The sequence below is a fragment of the Spirosoma arcticum genome (genome assembly GCF_054779955.1).
In genome coordinates, this window is sequence record NZ_BAAGXG010000023.1 from 1 (window position 1) to 19,618 (window position 19,618).

9 protein-coding genes are annotated in these 19,618 nt (G+C 55.9%); 8 read left to right on the forward strand and 1 reads right to left on the reverse strand.

What is annotated here, in order from left to right; all coding sequences use genetic code 11:
* Window position 1 precedes the first annotated feature (1 nt).
* From ACYVHB_RS29180 to ACYVHB_RS29190, 3 genes are all read left to right on the forward strand, one after another.
* Window positions 2-8,038 (forward strand): SdrD B-like domain-containing protein, encoded by an 8,037-nt coding sequence (locus ACYVHB_RS29180; RefSeq protein WP_461055446.1) that lies wholly within the window; start codon window positions 2-4, stop codon window positions 8,036-8,038.
* Between the two features lie 5 nt (window positions 8,039-8,043).
* Window positions 8,044-9,027 (forward strand): PorP/SprF family type IX secretion system membrane protein, encoded by a 984-nt coding sequence (locus ACYVHB_RS29185; RefSeq protein WP_461055448.1) that lies wholly within the window; start codon window positions 8,044-8,046, stop codon window positions 9,025-9,027.
* Window positions 9,028-9,211: 184 nt separating this feature from the next.
* Window positions 9,212-11,614: a carboxypeptidase regulatory-like domain-containing protein gene (locus ACYVHB_RS29190; RefSeq protein ID WP_461055449.1), complete on the forward strand. Its 2,403-nt coding sequence runs from the start codon at window positions 9,212-9,214 to the stop codon at window positions 11,612-11,614.
* Window positions 11,615-11,844: 230 nt separating this feature from the next.
* On the opposite strand, the gene ACYVHB_RS29195 is transcribed toward ACYVHB_RS29190, so the two are convergent.
* Window positions 11,845-12,465, reverse strand: a complete 621-nt coding sequence (locus tag ACYVHB_RS29195; protein WP_461055450.1) for a cysteine hydrolase family protein — start codon at window positions 12,463-12,465, stop codon at window positions 11,845-11,847.
* 38 nt (window positions 12,466-12,503) lie between these two features.
* On the opposite strand from ACYVHB_RS29195, the gene ACYVHB_RS29200 reads away from it, so the two are divergent.
* From ACYVHB_RS29200 to ACYVHB_RS29220, 5 genes are all read left to right on the forward strand, one after another.
* Entirely contained in the window at window positions 12,504-13,421 is a 918-nt protein-coding gene (locus ACYVHB_RS29200) for a PorP/SprF family type IX secretion system membrane protein (RefSeq protein ID WP_461055452.1), read from the forward strand.
* Window positions 13,422-13,546: 125 nt separating this feature from the next.
* Entirely contained in the window at window positions 13,547-14,626 is a 1,080-nt protein-coding gene (locus tag ACYVHB_RS29205) for an AAA family ATPase (protein WP_461055539.1), read from the forward strand.
* Between the two features lie 397 nt (window positions 14,627-15,023).
* On the forward strand, window positions 15,024-16,265 hold the full coding sequence (locus ACYVHB_RS29210; RefSeq protein ID WP_461055454.1) for a glycosyltransferase family 2 protein: 1,242 nt from the start codon (window positions 15,024-15,026) through the stop codon (window positions 16,263-16,265).
* Between the two features lie 336 nt (window positions 16,266-16,601).
* Window positions 16,602-17,411: a TolC family protein gene (locus ACYVHB_RS29215; RefSeq protein WP_461055456.1), complete on the forward strand. Its 810-nt coding sequence runs from the start codon at window positions 16,602-16,604 to the stop codon at window positions 17,409-17,411.
* A 14-nt stretch (window positions 17,412-17,425) separates the two neighbouring features.
* Entirely contained in the window at window positions 17,426-19,618 is a 2,193-nt protein-coding gene (locus tag ACYVHB_RS29220) for a GumC family protein (RefSeq protein WP_461055458.1), read from the forward strand.

The window sequence follows — 19,618 nt, forward strand, 5'->3', positions numbered from 1 at the left end:
CTTGCTGGATGGCAACCTGACGCCAGTGGCTTCGACCACGACGGATGCATCGGGTCTGTACTCTTTCACGGGTCTGACCCCCGGTATTCCGTATAGTGTGAGCTTCGTAACGCCAGCCGGTTATGTGAGCACCTCGGCTAACGTAGGCACCGACGACGGGCTGGACAGCGACATTAATCCGCTGACGGGCCTGACCACCCAGACTTACAGCTTGACCAACGGGGAGAACAACACCAGTGTGGATGCGGGCTACTTCCTGCCCACTACTTTGCTGGGGGGTACAATTTTCGTGGATGCAAACCGTGATGGTCAGCAAGGGGCAATAGTTACCGAACCAGGCATTCCCGGTGTGGTAGTGGTCTTGCTCGATGGCAACCTGACACCGATTGCATCGACTACCACGGACGCAGGCGGTCTTTACTCCTTCACGGGTCTGACGCCGGGTATTCCCTATTCGGTAAGCTTCACAACCCCAGCGGGTTTTGCGAGCACCTCAGCTAACGTTGGTAATGATGGGTCTGACTCAGATGCGGACCCGCTGACGGGAGTGACTACCCAGACCTATAGTTTAACACTGGGCGAGATCAATACCACCGTTGATGCGGGCTTCTTGCCGACACCCTGCTCGGTGGCAACGCCAGTAATTACGGCAGGTCTGTGCCAAACAGCTACGAACACCTATTCGTCAACGGTAGTGGTGACGGTTAGTAACGCGGTTGCTGGTCAGACGCTGACGATTACCGACGGCACTATCAGTCAGCCCTTCACGACGACGGGTACCTCAGACACCTTTTTAATGGTCTTTAATGGGCTGGTCTCCAACGGGGCTGTGCGTATAGTAACTGCCTCGCTGCCGGGTTGTGGTTCGGCCACGGCTCAGTACACGGCTCCCGTTTCCTGCTCAGTGGCTCCGCCGATCTGCTCGGTAGCAACACCAACGATCACCGTGGGATTGTGCCAGACCACCACCAATACGTATTCATCAACGGCGGTGGTAACGATTAACAATCCGGTTGGGGGACAAACGCTGACCATTACGGATGGTAACATCAGCCAGCCGTTCACCACATCGGCCGGTGCCTCGAACACTTTCTCGATGGTCTTTAACGGACTGGTCTCCAACGGAACGATCCACACGGTGATCGTCTCGCTGCCGGGTTGTGGTTCGGCTACGGCTCAGTACACAGCCCCAGTCTCCTGTTCGGTGGCTGCACCGATCTGCTCAGTGGGGACGCCAACGATCACGACAAGTATTTGCCAGACTGCCACCAATACGTATTCGTCAACGGTAGTGGTGACGGTTAATAACGGGTCACCCGGTCAAACACTGACGATCACGAATGGCGTTGTCAGTCAGCCCTTCACAACCACGGCGGGTGGGTCAAACACCTTCTCAGCGGTCTTCAACGGACTGGTCTCGGATGGGGCCGTTCGTCTGGTGAGTGTTTCACTGCCGGGTTGTGGTTCGGCCACGGCTCAGTATACGGCTCCGGCTTCTTGCTCGGTGACTACGCCGATTTGCTCGATAGCAACGCCGACAATTACGGTGGGTGGGTGTAATACACTGACCAACGCTTTCTCGACAACTGTGTTGGTGACGGTCAACAACCCCGTTGGTGGCCAGACGCTCACGATCACGGATGGAGACATCAGCCAGCCCTTCGCTACCTCGGCGGGCCCCTCAAATACCTTTATGATGGTATTCAATGGGTTGGCTTCGAACGGGGCAGTACATACGGTGAGCATCTCGTCGCCGGGTTGTGGTTCCCTCACGGCTCAGTACACGGCCCCAGTCTCCTGTTCGGTGGCTCCGCCGATCTGTAATGTTACTCCGCCGTTGGTCGCTTGCGCCATCACGGAAATCTGTAAAGGTGGGTCTACGACGCTGACCGCAACAGGCTGCGAGGGCGGTACGATTATCTGGTCGGATGGCCAGTCGGGTGCGTCGGTCAGCGTTAGCCCGCTGGTAACAACCACGTATTCGGCAAGCTGCGTCCTGAATGGCTGCACGAGTGGGGCTTCTAACCCAATCTCGGTAACGGTGCTCGACCCACAAACGCCGGTCATCACGGCCTTGCCTGGTGGCACTATCTGCGCAGGTACGTCGGTAACACTGACGGCCAGTGGCTGTGTTGGTGGTACGATAATCTGGTCGGAAAACGGCCAGACTGGTGCGTCAATTGTGGTTGCTCCGCTCAACAGAACAACGTACACGGCGCAGTGCCGCGTGGGTAGCTGCGTGAGTAACCCAGCTCAGAAAACGATTGAAGTCGGTACGGGTCTGCCAACGCCGACCATCGTGTGCAGTGAAACGGTTGTTTGCCCTGGCGAAACGGTAACGCTGACGGTTGTTGGCTGCGTCGGTACGCCGATCTGGAGCAGCACAACCCAAACAACGGGCAGCATCGTGGTGACACCGACGTTAGGCAACAATACCTATTCGGTCTACTGCCAGAGTGGTGGCTGCACCAGCGCTTCATCGCCAATTTACACGATCAATGTCGTGGCACCAGTTATCCCAGTAGTAGTCGCCAGTGCGGATTCAGTCTGTGCTGGAGGCCTCGTGTCGCTGACGGCTACGGGCTGTGACGGTACTGTAGTCTGGAATGCTGTCGGCCAAAACGGAGTGACGCTGACGGGTTCGGTTATTAATGTTCGCCCAACGGCCAGCATCAGCTACTTCGCCCAATGCCGGGTTCGGACATGCCTGAGCGAACCATCCAATACTGTACCCATCACCGTGGTGAGCCCATCGACCCCAATAATCCGGATCGACAAGTCCATCATCTGTAGCGGGGAGAAGGTGACGCTCACGGCCGAAGGCTGCGAGGGAACCGTCAGGTGGTTCGGCGTGGACCGGATCGGGGCCAGCATCGAAATATTCCCGACGGAGAACAAAGAATACTACGCAACCTGCCAGCAGGGTAGCTGCGAAAGCGAACCCTCGAACCGGGTCCGCGTAACGGTGAACACCGCCGGTACGCCCCCGACCATTGCAGCCTCGACAACGTCGGTGTGCAGCGGTGGCGTCGTCTCGCTGACGGCTACGGGTTGCGCGGGTACGGTAATCTGGTCGGATGGTCAGACGGGTCCGGTGGTGTCGGTAACGGCCACGCCAACCAACAATCAATTCTACGCGATCTGCCGAATCGGTACGCAGTGCGGTAGTGGTCAGTCGAACAGTATCACCATCGGTGTGACCCCTGTGCTGACGCCAACTGTCATCTGCAGCACCGACACGATCTGTCCTGGTGAGCGGGTGACGCTGACGGTCACTAACTGCCAGGGTACTCCGTACTGGAGCACCGGCGAAACAACAACGAGTGTCATCGTGTCGCCTACGGTGACGACGGGTTACACGGTGTACTGTCAGAACGGAATCTGCCGGAGCAATACCTCCATCAACTACACGATCACGGTGATTCCCGTACCAGCGCCTACCATCGTGGCTTCGGCTACGGCGGTTGAGCCGGGCGGCACCATCTCGCTGTCGGCAACGGGTTGTATCGGTCAGGTGATCTGGTCGGCCAACGACATCAACGGAAACAACCTTGGTCCCGTTATCGTCGTCCGGCCGGTTGGCACCCAGACGTACTATGCGCAGTGCAAATTCCGCGAATGTCTGAGTGAGCCATCCGTCACGATTGTGGTCAACGGCACCTGCTCCACGGCACCACCGGTACTGACCGCTTCGTCGCTGACGGTTTGCTCCGGTACCAGTGTGACACTGACGGCAGCGGGTTGTGAGGGAGGAACCGTCAACTGGTCGGATGGCTCGATTGGCGCGTCGATTGTGAAGCCGGTCCTGAGTGATCTTCAGTTAGTGGCAACCTGCACAGTCAACGGCTGCATCAGCGCACCGTCGCAGCCGATTCGGATCACGCTGGGTACACCGGGTGTTCCAACCATCGGTGGCAGTGCGCCAACGGTTTGCCTCGGTGAATCAGTGACGCTAACGGCTATGGGCTGCGCGGGAGGAACGTACATCTGGTCGGACGGCGTAACAATTGGCAACACCCTGACGGTGACGCCAACGGCCGATGTCAGCTACCGCGTGAAGTGTAAGATTGGTGACTGCGAAGGTAGCTTCTCGGCCTTCACCACAATTACGGTCGGCGCACCCAATGCCCCCGTCATTACGGTCGGTGGTACGGCGGTCAGCAGCACGACGGTTTGCTTCGGCACCCCCGTTACGCTCACGGCCCAGGGATGCCCATCTAATGCCTACGTAACGTGGTCGAACGATTTGGTTGGCGCATCGATCACGGTGTCGCTGGCCAACAGCGTAACCTACACGGCCCGCTGCTGCACCTCGAACAACTGCAAGAGTGCGCCATCTAACGCAATTGCCATCACGGTGCTGCCCAAAGTAGGCCAGCCAACGGTGACCGACCGCACCAATGCGTGTCCGTTCACAACGGTAGACCTGACAACGGGCGTAACGTCCAACCCATCAACCACGGGCGGGGTGTTTGAATTCTACACGAGCGCCACGCTGAGCAGCGAAACGAAAGTGGGGAATCCGGCCGCAGTCGGTACGGGAACGTACTACGTTGTTGAGAAAACGGTGAACGGCTGCTACGGCCTGCCCGTCGCGATCCAAGTGCTGATTACGACCTGCACCGACGTGCTGCCGTGCGATGCGCAGAATCCGGCAACGGCCAGCGCGGGTACGAATGCCACGATCTGTGCCGCGAAGAGCTACCAGTTGAGTGGCGTGATTGGCGGAGCGGGTGTCGTTGCGCACTGGTCGTCGACCGGCAATGGTACGTTTGATAATCCGTTCGCCGTCAACGCAATCTATACCGCCAGTGCCGAAGACGTACTGGTAGGTCAGGTAACGCTGACGCTGTCCGTGAGCACGAATAACGCTGCCTGCCCGGTTGCTTCCGACGCTATGCTGTTGACGATTCAGGGCAGCAAAACGATACCGACGGTGACCGTGAGTGGGTCGACCAACCTATGCTTTGGTGAATCGGTAACGCTGCAGGCCCCGGCCGGTGCCACGTATCTGTGGAGTACCGGTGCCAATACGCAGCAGATTGTGGTGGCCACCAGCGGTGTCTATAGCGTTCAACTGATTGATGGGCAGGGCTGCAGTTCGGTGAAGTCGGCCGACGTGGTTGTGACGGTTGCCGAACCCCTGCAAACGCCACTGGCATCCAACGTGCGCAACGTGTGCCCGGCCATCGTGGCTAACTTAGCTGCGGCCCTGTTCGACAGTACGGACGTTGGCCCTTATGAGTTCCGAATTGGTGCGTCGCCATCGTCGGCACTCGTGATGCGGCCCGATTCGGTTGGTGCCGGTACGTATTATGTCTTCCGCCGGAGTCCGGCTGGTTGCTACAGCGCAGCGGCTCCCGTAACGGCGAACATCTTCAACTGCATTGCTGACACGGTGATGACGGACCTGGAGGTTGTGAAAACGGTTAGTAAAACCAACGTTCGGGTCGGTGAGGTGATCACGTACACAGTGGTCGTAACCAATCTCGGTGGCGCTGCCGCGACGAACGTCGATGTGCGGGATGTGCTGCCGGACGGATTAGACGTGATTCCAAATCCAGCGGCCGACTACACGTTGGCCGACGGGGCCATCACCCGCTACATCGAGCGTCTGGAACCGGGTGCATCCATATCCTTTGCTTTTGACGCCCGCGTGATTGCCAGAGGACAAATTATCAACCGGGCCGATATTCCGTACCTCGACCAGAAGGACACCAACTTGGACAATAACTGGTCGAAAGTGATGGTGCAGGACACGTCGGCTACCCGGCCGAGCCTGATTGGTCTGGCCAAATCGGTGCTGCGTACGCCAACGGCGGTGGGCGATTCGCTCATCCGGGTTAGCTACGGCTTCGTGCTGACGAACTTCGGCGACGACACCCTGCACAAGGTGCAGGTGACGGACGACCTGGCGTACTTCTTCTCGCCGAACACGGTGGTTGGTGCCGTGGTGACGCCCAGAACGGCGGGTTCCACGCTGGTGCTCAATCCGACCTTCACCGGCCGGGAGAACAACACGGCCCTGTTCGACTCGGCCAGTTACATGGCACCGGGCCGTTCGCAGTTCTTCACCCTCGACGTGACGGTGCGACGGGCTGCGGGTGACACGACCAATGCGTTCCAGAACATTGCCAGCGTAACGGCTCAGAACAGTGTAACAACAGTATACGACCTGTCGACAAACGGCGGTGATCCAGACCCGGATGGCGACCGCGACCCCACCAACAACACGACCTTCTCCAGCTTCACGCTGAGTACGGATACGGATCTGGTGTTTGGACCGGCTATCGGCGTAGCGCTGGCGGTGGTGAAGGTTGAACAACAGGCTGACAGCAGCTACAACGTGACCTACAAGGCGACGATCAAAAACTTGGGCGACGTGCCCCTGTCGGGCGTGAGTCTGACCGACAGCCTGATTCGGGCCTTTGCGGCACCAACATCGTACTCGGTCGTTGGTTCGCCGGTGGTGGGTGCGGGTAGCAGCTTAGTTGCCAACGCCAGTTTCAACGGCAACACGCAGGCTGATCTGCTGACCAACGCCAGCACCTTAGCCATTGGCGAGCAGGATACGCTGCTGCTAACGGTGAACGTGAGGCCGAACGGCAACAACGGACCGTTCTACACAACGGCAACGGCAACGGGCCAACCGGCCGGTGGTACGGTTGTTAAGGACGTCTCCAACAATGGCTTCGATCCGACCGTGACCGGGTCTGTGTTGACCGGTGTGCGCTTCGACCTGCCGAAAGGTTTGTTAGGTGTTGCTAAGTCGGTTGGCGCGCCAACGCTGGTGGAAGAAGGGGTCTACGACATTCCGTACACCATCACCGTGAGCAACATGGGTTCGGTGCCGCTCAGGAAGGTTCAGGTCGTGGATAATCTTTCCCAGACCTTCACGGGTGGGGCGCTGATTGTGAGCAGCCGCGTTGCCGTAACGGCCAGCACTGGACTAACGGTCGATTCGCTCTACACGGGTCAGGGATTAATTACGAAGATGCTCGTTGACTCCCTGAGCAACCTGCCGGTGGGCACCAGCCGCAGCCTGACGTTTACGGTTCGGGTGGACGTGAAAAACGCCGATTCGCTGGTATTCTACAACACGGCAGTCGCTACGGCGCTGACGGACGCCAACGAGCCAGTGGAGGATATGTCGACGGCCGGAACCAACGATGACCCCGACAATGACCTCGATCCGCGCAATAACAGCACGCCAACGCCAATTTCGTTGAATAATTTAGCGGCAAAAGGTTACATTGGCGTCGCAATGGCGGTTCGGGATACGATTCGGCAGGCCAACGGCAGTTTCAACGTAACGTACCAGATTGTCCTGAGAAATTACGGCACCGATACGCTGACGAACGTGAGTCTGACCGACTCGCTGTCGAAGGTCTTCAACACCACGACCGGGGCAACCTACTCCATCGTGCGGGCACCGTATACAATCTCGACGGGCAGTTTGCTGCTCCTGAACCCTGATTTCAACGGGACAACGGATGCGCGGATCGTGTTGAACGAGATCATCAGTACGCTGGCTGCCGGGAAAGTGGATACGATCCTGGTTACGCTGAACGTCCTGACCGATGGCAGCACGACTACGTTCCTCAACTCGGCCTATGCCGAAGCGAAAGCCGGAACCGAAACCGTGTCAGACATCTCGACGAGTGGGCTGAATCCTGACCTCAACGGCAACAACGACCCGACCGATCTGAACGAACGCGAAGCCACTCCGCTGAATCTGCCGTCGACTGGTTCGGCGCTGTTCATCCCGCAGGGCTTCTCGCCCAACGGAGACGGCATCAACGACCTGTTCGTAATCCGGGGCGTGGGTAATCAGACGATTGCGCTGGAGGTGTATAACCGCTGGGGTCACATGGTCTACAAAAACGACGATTACAAAAACGATTGGGATGGTAAGCCGAACACGGGAATCACGATTAGCCAGGAGGGAGACAGTGGCCTGCCCGATGGAACGTACTACTACGTGATTAAGACGAGCGATGGACGCAAGTTTGTACGATACATGACGATTAACCGCTAATACTGATGTTAAACCAGTTTTCAACCAAACGCTGGGCCGTTGCGCTGCTGTTGATCCTCGGGATCGGCAGCGGCCGGGTCCGGGCACAGCAGGACAAAATGTTCTCGCAGTACATGTTCAACATGACGGCCCTAAACCCGGCCTACGCCGGTAGCCGCGACGTGCTGAGTATGTCGGCCCTGTATCGCAACCAATGGGCGGGGGTGAATGGTCCGCAAACGGCTACCTTCACCATGGACATGCCCCTGAACCGGGAGCGCGTTGGGGTCGGTCTGCAGTTGTACGGCGATAAGTTTGGCGAGATGCAGGAGGCCGGTGGGTTCGTGTCCTACGCGTTCAGAATCAAGGTTGGTAACCGGTCAACGCTGGCGCTGGGCCTGCAGGGCGGGGCGTCGAGCTTTCGGTGGAACCTCACCAACGTGCAGACCAGCCCGGATGGCACGGGTCAGATCGATCCGGCCTTCGCGCAGGACATCAGCAAAGTGCTGCCTAACTTCGGAACGGGGATCTACCTGAGCAACGACAAATCGTACATCGGCATATCGGTGCCCCGGCTTATCAAAAACCGGCTTTCGGAGTACAGATCTCCCGCGGCTGGCTATCTCTCGGTGCAGCGTCGGCACGCCTACGCCACGGCCGGTTTTGTGGTGGGCATCAGTCCGGCCGTCAAAATGAAGCCGTCGGTCCTGGTTAAGTATGCCGAGGGTGCTCCGCTGGGCTTCGACGGGAATATTAATTTCTGGTTTGCCGACCGCATCGCCCTTGGTGTGTCGGTGCGCCGGAACCAGTTCACGTCCTGGAGTCCGGTTGGTACCGATGCGCTGGTGGGGCTGCTGGAGGTTCAGTTGACCGATCAGTTTCGCTTTGGCTACGCCTATGACCGCACCATGAACAACTTTAAGGATGTTGCCCCCAGTTCGCACGAGATCATGATCCGGTATGAGTTTGGCTTCGGCAAAAACCGCATCCTGACGCCACGGTATTTTTAGGCGAATAGCGAATGGTGAATGTTTACCGGTATTCACTATTCGCCACTCGCTATTCGCTATTCGCCATTCACCTAAAAGGTTTTCGGCTCAGTATTTGCTTACACACAAGGTACGTTCTTCCCGTGGTGGGCCGGAGCGTACCTTTTCGCTTGGGATTAGTTATCGTTTTCCACTTTCATCCGGTATGACACGCATTGTACTTGTTCTTGGATTCATCGGTTTGCTGATTGGTTCGGCACTGGCGCAGTCGCTGACAAAGCAAGCCGACCGTCAGTTCGATCAGTTGGCCTATGCGAAAGCGGCTGATCTGTACGAGAAGGCGCTGACCAATCCGGCGACGCTGACGGACGCTGAACGGCGGGCTGCTAAAATCCGGCTGGCTTACAGCTACCGGCAGGCCCGCGATACGAGAAATGCCGAACGAGCCTATCGCGAACTGATTGCTGAAGGCGACTCATCGGCCGACTACGCTCAGTATCATCTGTACTACGCCCAGGCGCTCATCAGTAACGGCAAATACCACGAAGCCGAGGGCGCTTACAACAAATACTACGCGCTCCAGGCAGCCGCTGCCGCCGGTGCCAAATCAGAATCCGGGTCCCGGACTGGTGGGTCCCGGACCAGAGGGTCTAAACTGTATCAGGACGTAACGGCGCTGACCCGCACGGCCGGTACGTACACCATCGAGTTTCTGGACATAAACACCCGCCAATCCGAGTTTAGCCCCATGCTTTATAAGAATGGGCTGGTGTTCGTATCGGCGGATAACAAGCGCTGGAGCAAGCTGTTCAAACGAAAGAATACGCCTTTTTTAAATCTGTATTACTTACCCGAACTAAGTACACTGAATGGATCGAAGGGGTCACGGAAGAGATTGTTTCGCCTGGACCCCGGTCAGTTTCTGGGACGTGATGAATACACGACACGAACGGCCAACGACAGCAAAACAGTTGGCTTCTTTGGGGGAACGAACCTCAATTTGGGCTACGAAGAACAACCCATCAGTGAGTCGGAGCGATTCAGCAAAACGATCAACTCGAAATACCACGAAGGCCCGTCGACATTTGCCAAAGACGGTTCGCGGGTGATTTTTACGCGCAATAATTACACTGGCGGCCAGTATCGGACGAGTACCGACGGGGTCAATAAACTTAAACTGTACACCGCCACCCAAACCAATGGCTACTGGAGCGACGCGCAGGAACTGCCCTTTAACAGCGATGAGTTTTCGACGGGCCACCCCAGTTTAGCCAATGGGCGCAATGGCGAACCGGATCAACTGCTTTATTTCTCGTCGGACCGGCCGGGAGGCTTTGGTGGCACAGACATTTACGTGTCGACCTGGACAGACGGGCAGTGGAGCGAACCGGTAAATCTTGGTGAGCGGGTAAACTCGAAGGGAAATGAGATGTTTCCGTTCGTTGACGAAAAAGGAAACCTGTACGTGGCCTCCGATGGTCACGGCGGTTTGGGGGGCTTAGACTTGTTCTACATTCAGCTCACGGGCGAAAGCCAGCCCGCTGGGGAACTGCTCAACCTCGGTGAGCCGCTGAATTCGCCAACCGACGATTTTGGTATCGTGACGGATGGAGCACGCAATGGAGGGTACTTCAGCAGTAACCGCAGACGGGGCGGGGCCGACGACGACGTGTATCGCTTCACCCGCGCAAAAGCGGTCAACGCGTGTCGCGAGCTAACCATCAGCGTGTTCGATGCCGAGACGAAAGTTCCATTAGTCAACACGTCCGTAACGGTCGACAACCCGGCCAACGACAGCCAGAAACAGCTCAAAACCGATGGCAGTGGCGTAGTGCGCATCTGCCTCACCGCCGACAGCGACACCCGCTTCGTGGTTAGTCAGGAAGGGTACATGACGAATAAAGTTGGTTTCTCTACCAAAGATCTATCCGACACGCAGCCATCCCGCTTAGAAATTCCCCTCGCCAAGCCCACTATTATGCTGCCTGCCGGTGCGACAATGCTGCGGGGACGGGTGCTCACCCAGGCTGACCGGACCCCCATTACCGGCGCAAACGTTGTGGCCGTGAACGAGTGCGACGGTAGCCTGCAGGAAACCGTTACCGACTCCGAAGGCCATTTCCTGTTTACGGCGAAACCCGGCTGTAGTTACCTGCTCGAAGCCATAAAAGAGGGCATGGGCACGACGGGCAGCCACATTGAGAAAGACGGTTCCGGCGTGACCGAACTGCTGATGTTTAAAAAAGGCGACGTGATCACCATCGACAATATTTACTACGACCGCAACAAAGCAACAATCCGCCCCGACGCAGCCACTGAACTGGACAAAGTTGTGGCGCTGATGCAAAAATACCCGGCCATGACCATTGAAATGGGATCGCATACCGACAGCCGGGCCACGACGCAGTACAACAAAACACTGTCGGCAAACCGCGCTAAATCGGCAACTGCGTATTTGAAATCGAAGGGAATTGCCGCCAAGCGAATGACCGCGAAGGGGTACGGTGAAAGTGCCCTCCTGAACGCCTGTGTTGATGGCGTTGACTGCCCCGAAGCCGACCACCAGCAGAATCGCCGGACAGAGATCAAGATTTTGAAGCTGGAGTAGGGGAGTCGTCCGGTTAACCGTTGCGATGGTGGCGGTTCCCAATAGACATCTCCCGTCGTTTTAACCAATTCAATTGCCGATCCGTATCCGGCACAGTTAGTCCACGAATAGCACCGTCAGTCGTGCCATAATCCCAATGCGTGCGGAGTTAGCAAAGGTGTGTATCCAGTGTACTTTAGTGACCATCCCGAATCGTTGTCAGGCTTGAATTAGCTATTTTTCTGTTTTCCCTACCGCAGTTTGTCGATCAGTTCGGCCGTTTTTAGCACGGTCGCGAACTCATTGTGCAGGCTTGCCAATGAGGTTTCATGGATGATTTCTGCCGAATAGTGTTGGCCATCTGCACCAACTTTGTCGAACGTTGCCGTTGCGTCCGAAACGATGTACGTGTCATACCCGTAATTTCCCGCCATTCTCGTTGTTGTCGATACGCAGTGGTCGGTGGTTAACCCTACAATCACTACGGTTTTGATTCCGGCAGCGTCAAGTTGTTGCTGTAGATTGGTGCCGATAAAGGCGCTATTCGTGTTCTTTTGAATTATCGTCTCACCGTCAGTTGGACGTACCGCGTCTTGGAATTCATTGCCCGGCTTTCCGGCAACAAGCCTTGAGTTCGGGTTGGTCGAACAGTGTTTGATGTGAAAACGGGGCAGGTCATTTTGGCGCCAGAAGGCTAAAAGTTTTCCTGCATTGGCCTCCGCTTCCGGGTTGTTCCGGTGTCCGCCCCAATAAGCTACGTCGTCAAATCCTTTTTGAATATCAACCAGCAGTAACGCGGGTTTATCTTGCTTTGTCATGGTTGCCAAGTTATCTGTACCTAAAATTGCGTCCAACGGGGTATAGGTTTTCAAGCCGAAAACCCGAAATTTAACGGTTTATTCTCCTTCCTATGCCCACTTTCCCCAAAAGGAACATCATCCCTGCAATCGTCCTAATACTGGCTTTATTCGCGGTTCAGCCCGCGCAGGCGCAGAAAGAAGTGCTGTATTCGCAGTATTTAGTCAACCCCCTGAGCATTAATCCGGCCACGGCGGGCAGCCGCGAGTCGTTTCACCTGACAGCGTTTTTTCGGCGCAAGTGGATTGGACTGCGCAATGCTCCCGTCACCCAGAGCGTTTCGGCCGATGGGTCGGTGGGGCAGGGGCGGGTGGGTTTGGGTTTTCAGGCGCTCAACGACCGTATGGGCCTGTTTGCCGCTACCGGCGTTTACGGCAGCGTAGCGTACCGGTTTAATCTGCCCGCCCTGGCCAAATTAGCCATTGGAGTGCAGGGGGGCGTCAACGTGCTGCCGCTCTATGATGTCGCGACGGCGTCGAGTTTGAACCGGGCCATTGCGAGTTTTGGGGTGGGCATATACTACCAGTCCGAGAACTTCTTCGGGGGCATTTCAGCTCCGGAGATGACTGGTCAGACGCTGGACTTGACGGGGCGATTTGTGTACCGAAGCGTCCGGCCGGTAATGGTGCAGGCTGGTACGATGCTCGACATAGACGATAATGTCGTGCTGATCCCGTCGATTCTGGTTTCAAAAATCAGCGGTCGGCCGCTGGGCGTCGACCTGAACGCCCGGCTGTGGATCAACGAACAGGTTGGACTGGGTGCGTCGTACCGGCGGAATAGTCCCGGTCTGGTTCAAACGAACTACCTACAGGCCCTGGCGGAGTACCAGTTGACGAAGTCCATTCGGGTTGGGTACATCTTCAACTCAAAAACACCCGAAAATCCCAACGCCGGGCTTTATTTTCAGCAGAGCGTTCACGAAGTGATGTTTCGGTTTTCGCCAAACGTATTGAAGTTTACGTACTGAACCGGTTGGCGGGGCAATAAGTAAGTCTCGGTTTAGTCATTTAGCGGTTTTCTGGGTAACTTGGTGCCTCAGAAACGTAATCCAGCGCCCGCTTGAAACCCCACGACCAGATTTCGAAAGATGACATGTTTCGCTATCTGACGGCCGACAGTCGCATGCCCAATCAACAAACGATTCAAAACCTGTACATTCCCAGCGACCTCGACCGGGAGTTTCCGCTGGCTCCGCACTTTGTTCAGGCGTTTGGCAGCTACCCCAACTACCTGCATTTCAGTGACGATTTTAAGCCATCGGCGCGGCAACTGCTCGACAGCCGGAGTTTCCAACTCGTTAACCAGTCGACGCGCGTTACCGACGAAGGCTGGCACACCATCGAACGGATCTACCAGCACGAGGAGGGCGTTCTGCTCAAAGCTGAATTCGTTGGCGAACGCTTCTTCCGGCTCTACGGCTTCTACCGCGACGAGCCGTCGGTGAAGGAACTACTCGCCGGACTTCAGGAACATAAGTACGTTCACGAAGACAACCAGACCCATATTTACCTGATCCAGAGCGGCCTGGGCGGGCTTCACACCGAGCGCGTTGAGATTCTGCCGCCCGACATCGACCTTGCTCTGCACTACAACGAGGATTTTCCGCCGGTGCACGAACGCCTGACGACGTTGCTGGCTCAGCCCAAAAGCAAGGGCTTGATTCTGCTCCACGGGGAGCCGGGCACCGGCAAAACGACGTATATCAAGTACCTCAGTTCATTGGTCAAAAAGGACATGCTCATTTTGCCGCCTTACATGACCAACTACCTGACCTCGCCCGAAATTATTCCCTTTCTGCTCGATAATAAGGACTCGGTACTCATCATTGAAGATGCCGAGCGTATTCTGCAATCGCGCGAGGCAGGGGGCGACACCAACAGCGTGTCGAACATCCTGAACCTGACCGACGGCTTGCTCGCCGACTGTATGCACATTCAGGTTATCGCCACGTTCAACGCCAGCAAGCATCTATTAGACAAAGCTTTGCTCAGGAAAGGCCGCCTGATGGTCGATTACGCGTTTGGCAAGTTAGCCGCGCCCAAAGCCAACGACCTGCTCATGCACCTCGGCATGGAGCACCGTACCGACGAACCGATGACCCTCGCCGACATCTTTAACTGGGAGGAGCAAACCGTTTCGGGCGAACGGCTGGAAGTGAAAATGGGGTTCTGACAGAGCTACAGAGCGACGCTTTGCCCTCGTTCTAAGTGCTAAAGCCTAAAACAGTGCTCATCAATCCAGTCACTAAGCTGCCCGTTGACGATCCACCGGTCCGGACTACCGTACCCATAAACCACACCCGGTCGCCATCATCTATCAACTTGCCCGCGTATCACCAGCTTCCTCCAAATGGCAATACCTGTTGCGTTAATCAACGGATAGAGCTACCGTTAGATCAATTTAGGATCAAAAGTGCCAGACTTCGCATAAATAGTAGACTTTATCAAGCCTCACAAGTGACCACAAACAGTGGTCTTGCGTCATAGTAGAGTAAACTGCTTAAGCAAACTTGACCGGTCACTGAAGAAGCCGTTCCGGGCAAAGATTGCTGAATGCCACGTCCTTCGCTATGTACATACTTTACGTTGCCTACCTGATTTTCTTGAGTTACATCGGCACTACCGTTCTGTTTCTGCTCGTGCTCGCCGTTGCGGGGCGAATTGGCCGAGCCGATGATTCGGATGTGCAGCGGTTGCCCCGGCTTTTCCGAAGAATAGGGGTGCTCATACCCGCTTATAAGGAGGATGCCGTGATTGTTGATTCGGTGCTGGCAAACCTGATGCAGGATTACCCCGCTGATCGGTTCGATCTGATCGTGATTGCCGATTCACTACAGCGGTCCGTTCTGACGCGGTTAGCCGCCCTGCCCGTTCGCGTAATCGAGGTTTCGTTTGCCATTTCTACCGTTTCCAAAGCCATTAACACGGCCTTAGCCCGGTTGTCTGCTGCTGAGTACGACATCATGGTTGTGTCGGATGCTGACAACCACATGGCTCCCGATTTTCTGAGCCGGATCAACGCGGCTTTCGAGCAGGGCTGGCGGGCTGTGCAGGGGCACCGGGTTGCCAAAAACACGGACACGGGCGTGGCCACGCTGGATGCCATCAGCGAAGAGATTAACAACCATATGTTTCGGAAGGGAAGCCGGGTCCTGGGTTCATCCGCATCGATCATTGGTTCAGGAATGGCAATTGAACCGGCGCTGATGAGAAAGGCGATGGCTAACCTGCTCACCATTGGTGGGTATGACAAAGAACTGGAAATGAACCTCGTGCTGAACGGCCACATGGTGGGCTACCTCGATAAAGCGTTCATCTACGACGAAAAAGTGGCCAACCCAACCGTGTTCGAGCATCAGCGCACCCGCTGGATAGCGGCCCAGTGGCAGTTTCTGACCGGTTACTTTCGGCGGGGAATGAGCGAACTGTTGAGTGGGCGGCTAACGGGGGCGCTGAAGATAGTGCAGGCGTTGGTGCTGCCTAAAGTGCTGTTGATTGGTTTATTAGGTGTTTGCGCGAGTTTAGGTTTGTTGAGCAGCAATCCGGTTTTGTGGGTTGCCCCCTTCGTTTTGCTTGTAACGCTGAGTCTGAGTCTGCTCCTTTCCGTACCGGCTTACCTGTGGAGACGCGTGACCATGCGGGAGCTTCTTCTGATTCCCGTGTTAATGCTGAGTTTCGCCAGGGCGGTGTTCAACATGCGAAAGGCGTTCAAGCGATTTATGCACACCCCCCACACAAGCGTTGCACCATTGGCTACTGCACCGGAGCGGAGTGAGCGTGAAGCCCCTGTCTCGCTGACTCCGGCAGAGTAGAACGGTTGAGCCAGGTTCATAAACCGGCAATCACCTCAACGTATAAACCGGTTGACTCTGGCTGCCACCACGTCTTCAATGCGCTGATCTGGTTCAATTACAATCAATCGCCCAAATTAACTACCTGATGGCCATTGGCCTACGGTAAACAGTGGCGGGAACGCGGGCGTAGAGGTGGCTAAAATAAATGAAATAATATGCACATCCGTTAACAGAAAGGATTCGTAAGTTTAAGTTTGGTAAATTAATAGTTATTAGTTAGTATTCCGTTCAATTGTGTACATTAATTCTCTGCTACAACAGGCTATTATGAAATTTTGCGTGTACAGGCTGCCAATGTTCACTTTGTGTCAGATTGCGTTCCTGATCCTGTTGGGGGTGTTGTCCGATACAATTTGCCATGCCCAGGCCACCGGTGCCAGGCGATTGATTTCGTTTGGATCGGCGTCCGGGCTAACAGACGACACGTTGTACCTTGATATAGATCAGGACATTGCGGTGCAGCTCATTCCCTTCGATGAGCTGATGAAGATTGCTATCCTGCATTCGCCGGTGATTAAATACCAGAAGGAGGTGTCTAATTCATTGAATTCAGCGTACCATACGTCTAAAGTTATTATTCTGCAGAACGCAACCGGCTTTGGCAACTATGCGGGGGGTAATCAAACGATTCTCGCCACGGGCGCGGTAGTACCGGGCAGCACGGCCCGGCCCGGCGAAGCCATCGGTCAGATTGCCAACGGCTACCGGGTGGGCATTGACGTGCGCCTATCACTGTATGACTTGTTCGGGCGCAAGCACCAGATTCGGGAGGCCCAGGCCAACTACCGGGCGTCGATTTTGCAGAAGGACATAATTGAGATGCAGTTGAAGCGGGAGTTGATCACCGTTTACCAGGATATGATTACCTCCCAGCAGGTGCTCAAACTCCGGCTCGTCGACGAGCAGGCATCGCTGGCCGCTTACCGGATTGCTGAGGTGGAACTCCAGAAGGGTCGCGTAAACGCCGACGTTCTGGCCAGTGCCACCAGCCGCTACATTGAAACCAAGTCCGCATCGGAACAGGTCAAAGGTGACTTTTTGAAGAACATTCGCTACTTCGAGACGATGGTAGGGGTGCCTGTTCAACGGTTGAAACGAAATTAATTCAGTCAATTGCTATGACACTCGAGGTATTTCTGCGTTTGCTGAGGCAGCACCTGCTTTGGTTTATCCTGATTCCCGCCGTAACGGCCGGGACGGCTTTTTACGTTACCCGCAATGAGCCAAAGGTGTATATCTCGCAGGCAACGCTGTACACAGGCCTGGCCTCGGGCTATTCGCTGATGACGGACCGGCAAACCAACTTCGCCGACCGGTCGACCAGTGCGCTCGACAATCTGCTCACCACCCTCAACTCCAAAGAAACCCTGCTTCAGGTAGGAGCCAGCCTGCTAACCGATCACCTTGCCCTGGAGCAGCCCGATAGTCTGGTGCTGAGTGCCGCTGGTTTTGAGCAGTTGCAGCGGGAAGTTCCGCTCAATTGGCGGCAGCAAACGTTTCAGAACGGCAACGACCCCGTCAGCCTACGCATGACCATCGACAGCCTGTTGAAAACGCCGGGTGACAACTTAATTAAGAAACTGCTGCTGACCTCGGATTCTCACTATTCCATTCAGCGGATCGGCGAACGGATAAAAGCATCTCCCCGCAAAAACACCAACGACGTACTCTTGATGGAGTATGAAGCCGATGATGCGGCCGTAGCGCAACGGACGCTCAGCTACGCCATCGACATCCTCAACAAGCGGTATTCCCTGTTCAAAACGTCGGAAACGAATTCAGTCGTCGACTATTACGAGGTCAAGCTCAAACGGGCAAAACAGGTCCTCGATCAGGCTGAAGCGAACCTGCGGGCATTCGGCATGAGAAACAAGGTGCTGGATTATGACGAAGAAGCGCGAACCGTAGCCTCCTCGCGTGAAGCCCTGATTAGCGAATACAACCAGGAACTGGGGCGGAAAAGCGCGGCTAAAGCGTCGGTCGATGCGCTCAGTAAGCGGCTGGGGGAGCAGGGCAGTATGCGCACGGCCAACAGCGACCTTGGTGAGAAACAAAAGAAATTGTCGGAGGCCGAAAATAAATTAGCTAACGCACGGGCGTATGGCCAGCCCAAAGTCGTAATTGGCCGGTTACAGGCCAACGTGGCGCAACTGTCGGAAGATCTGAAAACCAGTGCGCAGAAGTACGACGTGGCCACCAACTCGACCGAGTCGGTTTCCCAGCAAACGATAGGCAGTGATCTGCTGGCCAAGAAGTTGGAGTATGAGGAATCGGACGCTCGTCTGAAGCTATACCAGCAGCGGATGGATGATTACGAAACCAAAACCAGCGCTTATGGCCCACTGGGGTCGCAACTGCGGCAGCTCAATCGGGAGCTTGGCGTGGCCGAAAAAGAGTACCTCACGTTGCTCCAGAGCGTAGACCAGTCGCGCACCCGTCGCCAGGACGTGGCCGTTGGTGGTAAGCTGGAGGTGCTCGACGCACCCGATTTTCCCCTGATGCCGAAGGCGTCCAAGCGCAGCCAACTGATTGCCATTGGTTTTGGCGTCGGCATTTTTCTGGCGCTGCTGCTCACTGCCCTGCGGTTCTGGTTAGATAAAGGCATTCACTCGCCGGAGCAGGCAGAATTGCTGACGGGACTGCCCGTTACGGCTTTGTTTCCCGTGGTGAAGAAACGAAGCTTTTTCTCGAAGGCGACTCTGGCGGCTCAGATCATGTTCGAGCAGCTCGTTAATGCTATCAACATCGAAATTGCGCAGGTTACGGCCAAGCCCTATCCCCCCATTATAACCCTGTTCAGCATTCGCAGCAAACAGGGAAAAACCTGGGTTGCCAACGGCCTGACCCGGCTCTATGCCGATGCCGATCAGCAGGTTGCGTTCTGCTACCCGCGCCAAACCAATAAAGAGCAGCGGGAAACAATAAACGGCATTACGTATTTCCCGTACTCGATTCGCCCGGATTTCATGAACGTGACCAGCGTCGACTACCTCATCGACCATGAGCAGGGATTCGACGCCACCCAGTTCGACCGGATTATTCTGGAATTGCCCGCGCTGATTAACCACCAAATTCCGGTGTATCTGCTCAACGGCAGCGCCCTATCTCTGCTGATCGTCGACGCCGACAGTACCTGGGGACGGGCCGAAAAGCAACTGCTGAGCTTATACGTACGGATGACGAAGCAACCTATTCTAATGGCGCTGAACCGGGTTGAGGGGAACTACGTCGACGTGCCGCGTCGGGCCGATATCAAGCAGATTCCCGATCACACAGAGCAGTCGCTGCAAACCTACCGGAACGAACCCTAA

Excerpts from the sequence above, each read along its gene's own strand:
- ACYVHB_RS29190 (WP_461055449.1), top strand. The coding sequence starts at position 9,212 with ATGACACGCATTGTACTTGTTCTTGGATTCATCGGTTTGCTGATTGGT.
- ACYVHB_RS29185 (WP_461055448.1), top strand. The coding sequence starts at position 8,044 with ATGTTAAACCAGTTTTCAACCAAACGCTGGGCCGTTGCGCTGCTGTTG.
- ACYVHB_RS29215 (WP_461055456.1), top strand. The coding sequence starts at position 16,602 with ATGTTCACTTTGTGTCAGATTGCGTTCCTGATCCTGTTGGGGGTGTTG.
- ACYVHB_RS29210 (WP_461055454.1), top strand. The coding sequence starts at position 15,024 with ATGTACATACTTTACGTTGCCTACCTGATTTTCTTGAGTTACATCGGC.
- ACYVHB_RS29200 (WP_461055452.1), top strand. The coding sequence starts at position 12,504 with ATGCCCACTTTCCCCAAAAGGAACATCATCCCTGCAATCGTCCTAATA.
- ACYVHB_RS29205 (WP_461055539.1), top strand. The coding sequence starts at position 13,547 with ATGTTTCGCTATCTGACGGCCGACAGTCGCATGCCCAATCAACAAACG.
- ACYVHB_RS29220 (WP_461055458.1), top strand. The coding sequence starts at position 17,426 with ATGACACTCGAGGTATTTCTGCGTTTGCTGAGGCAGCACCTGCTTTGG.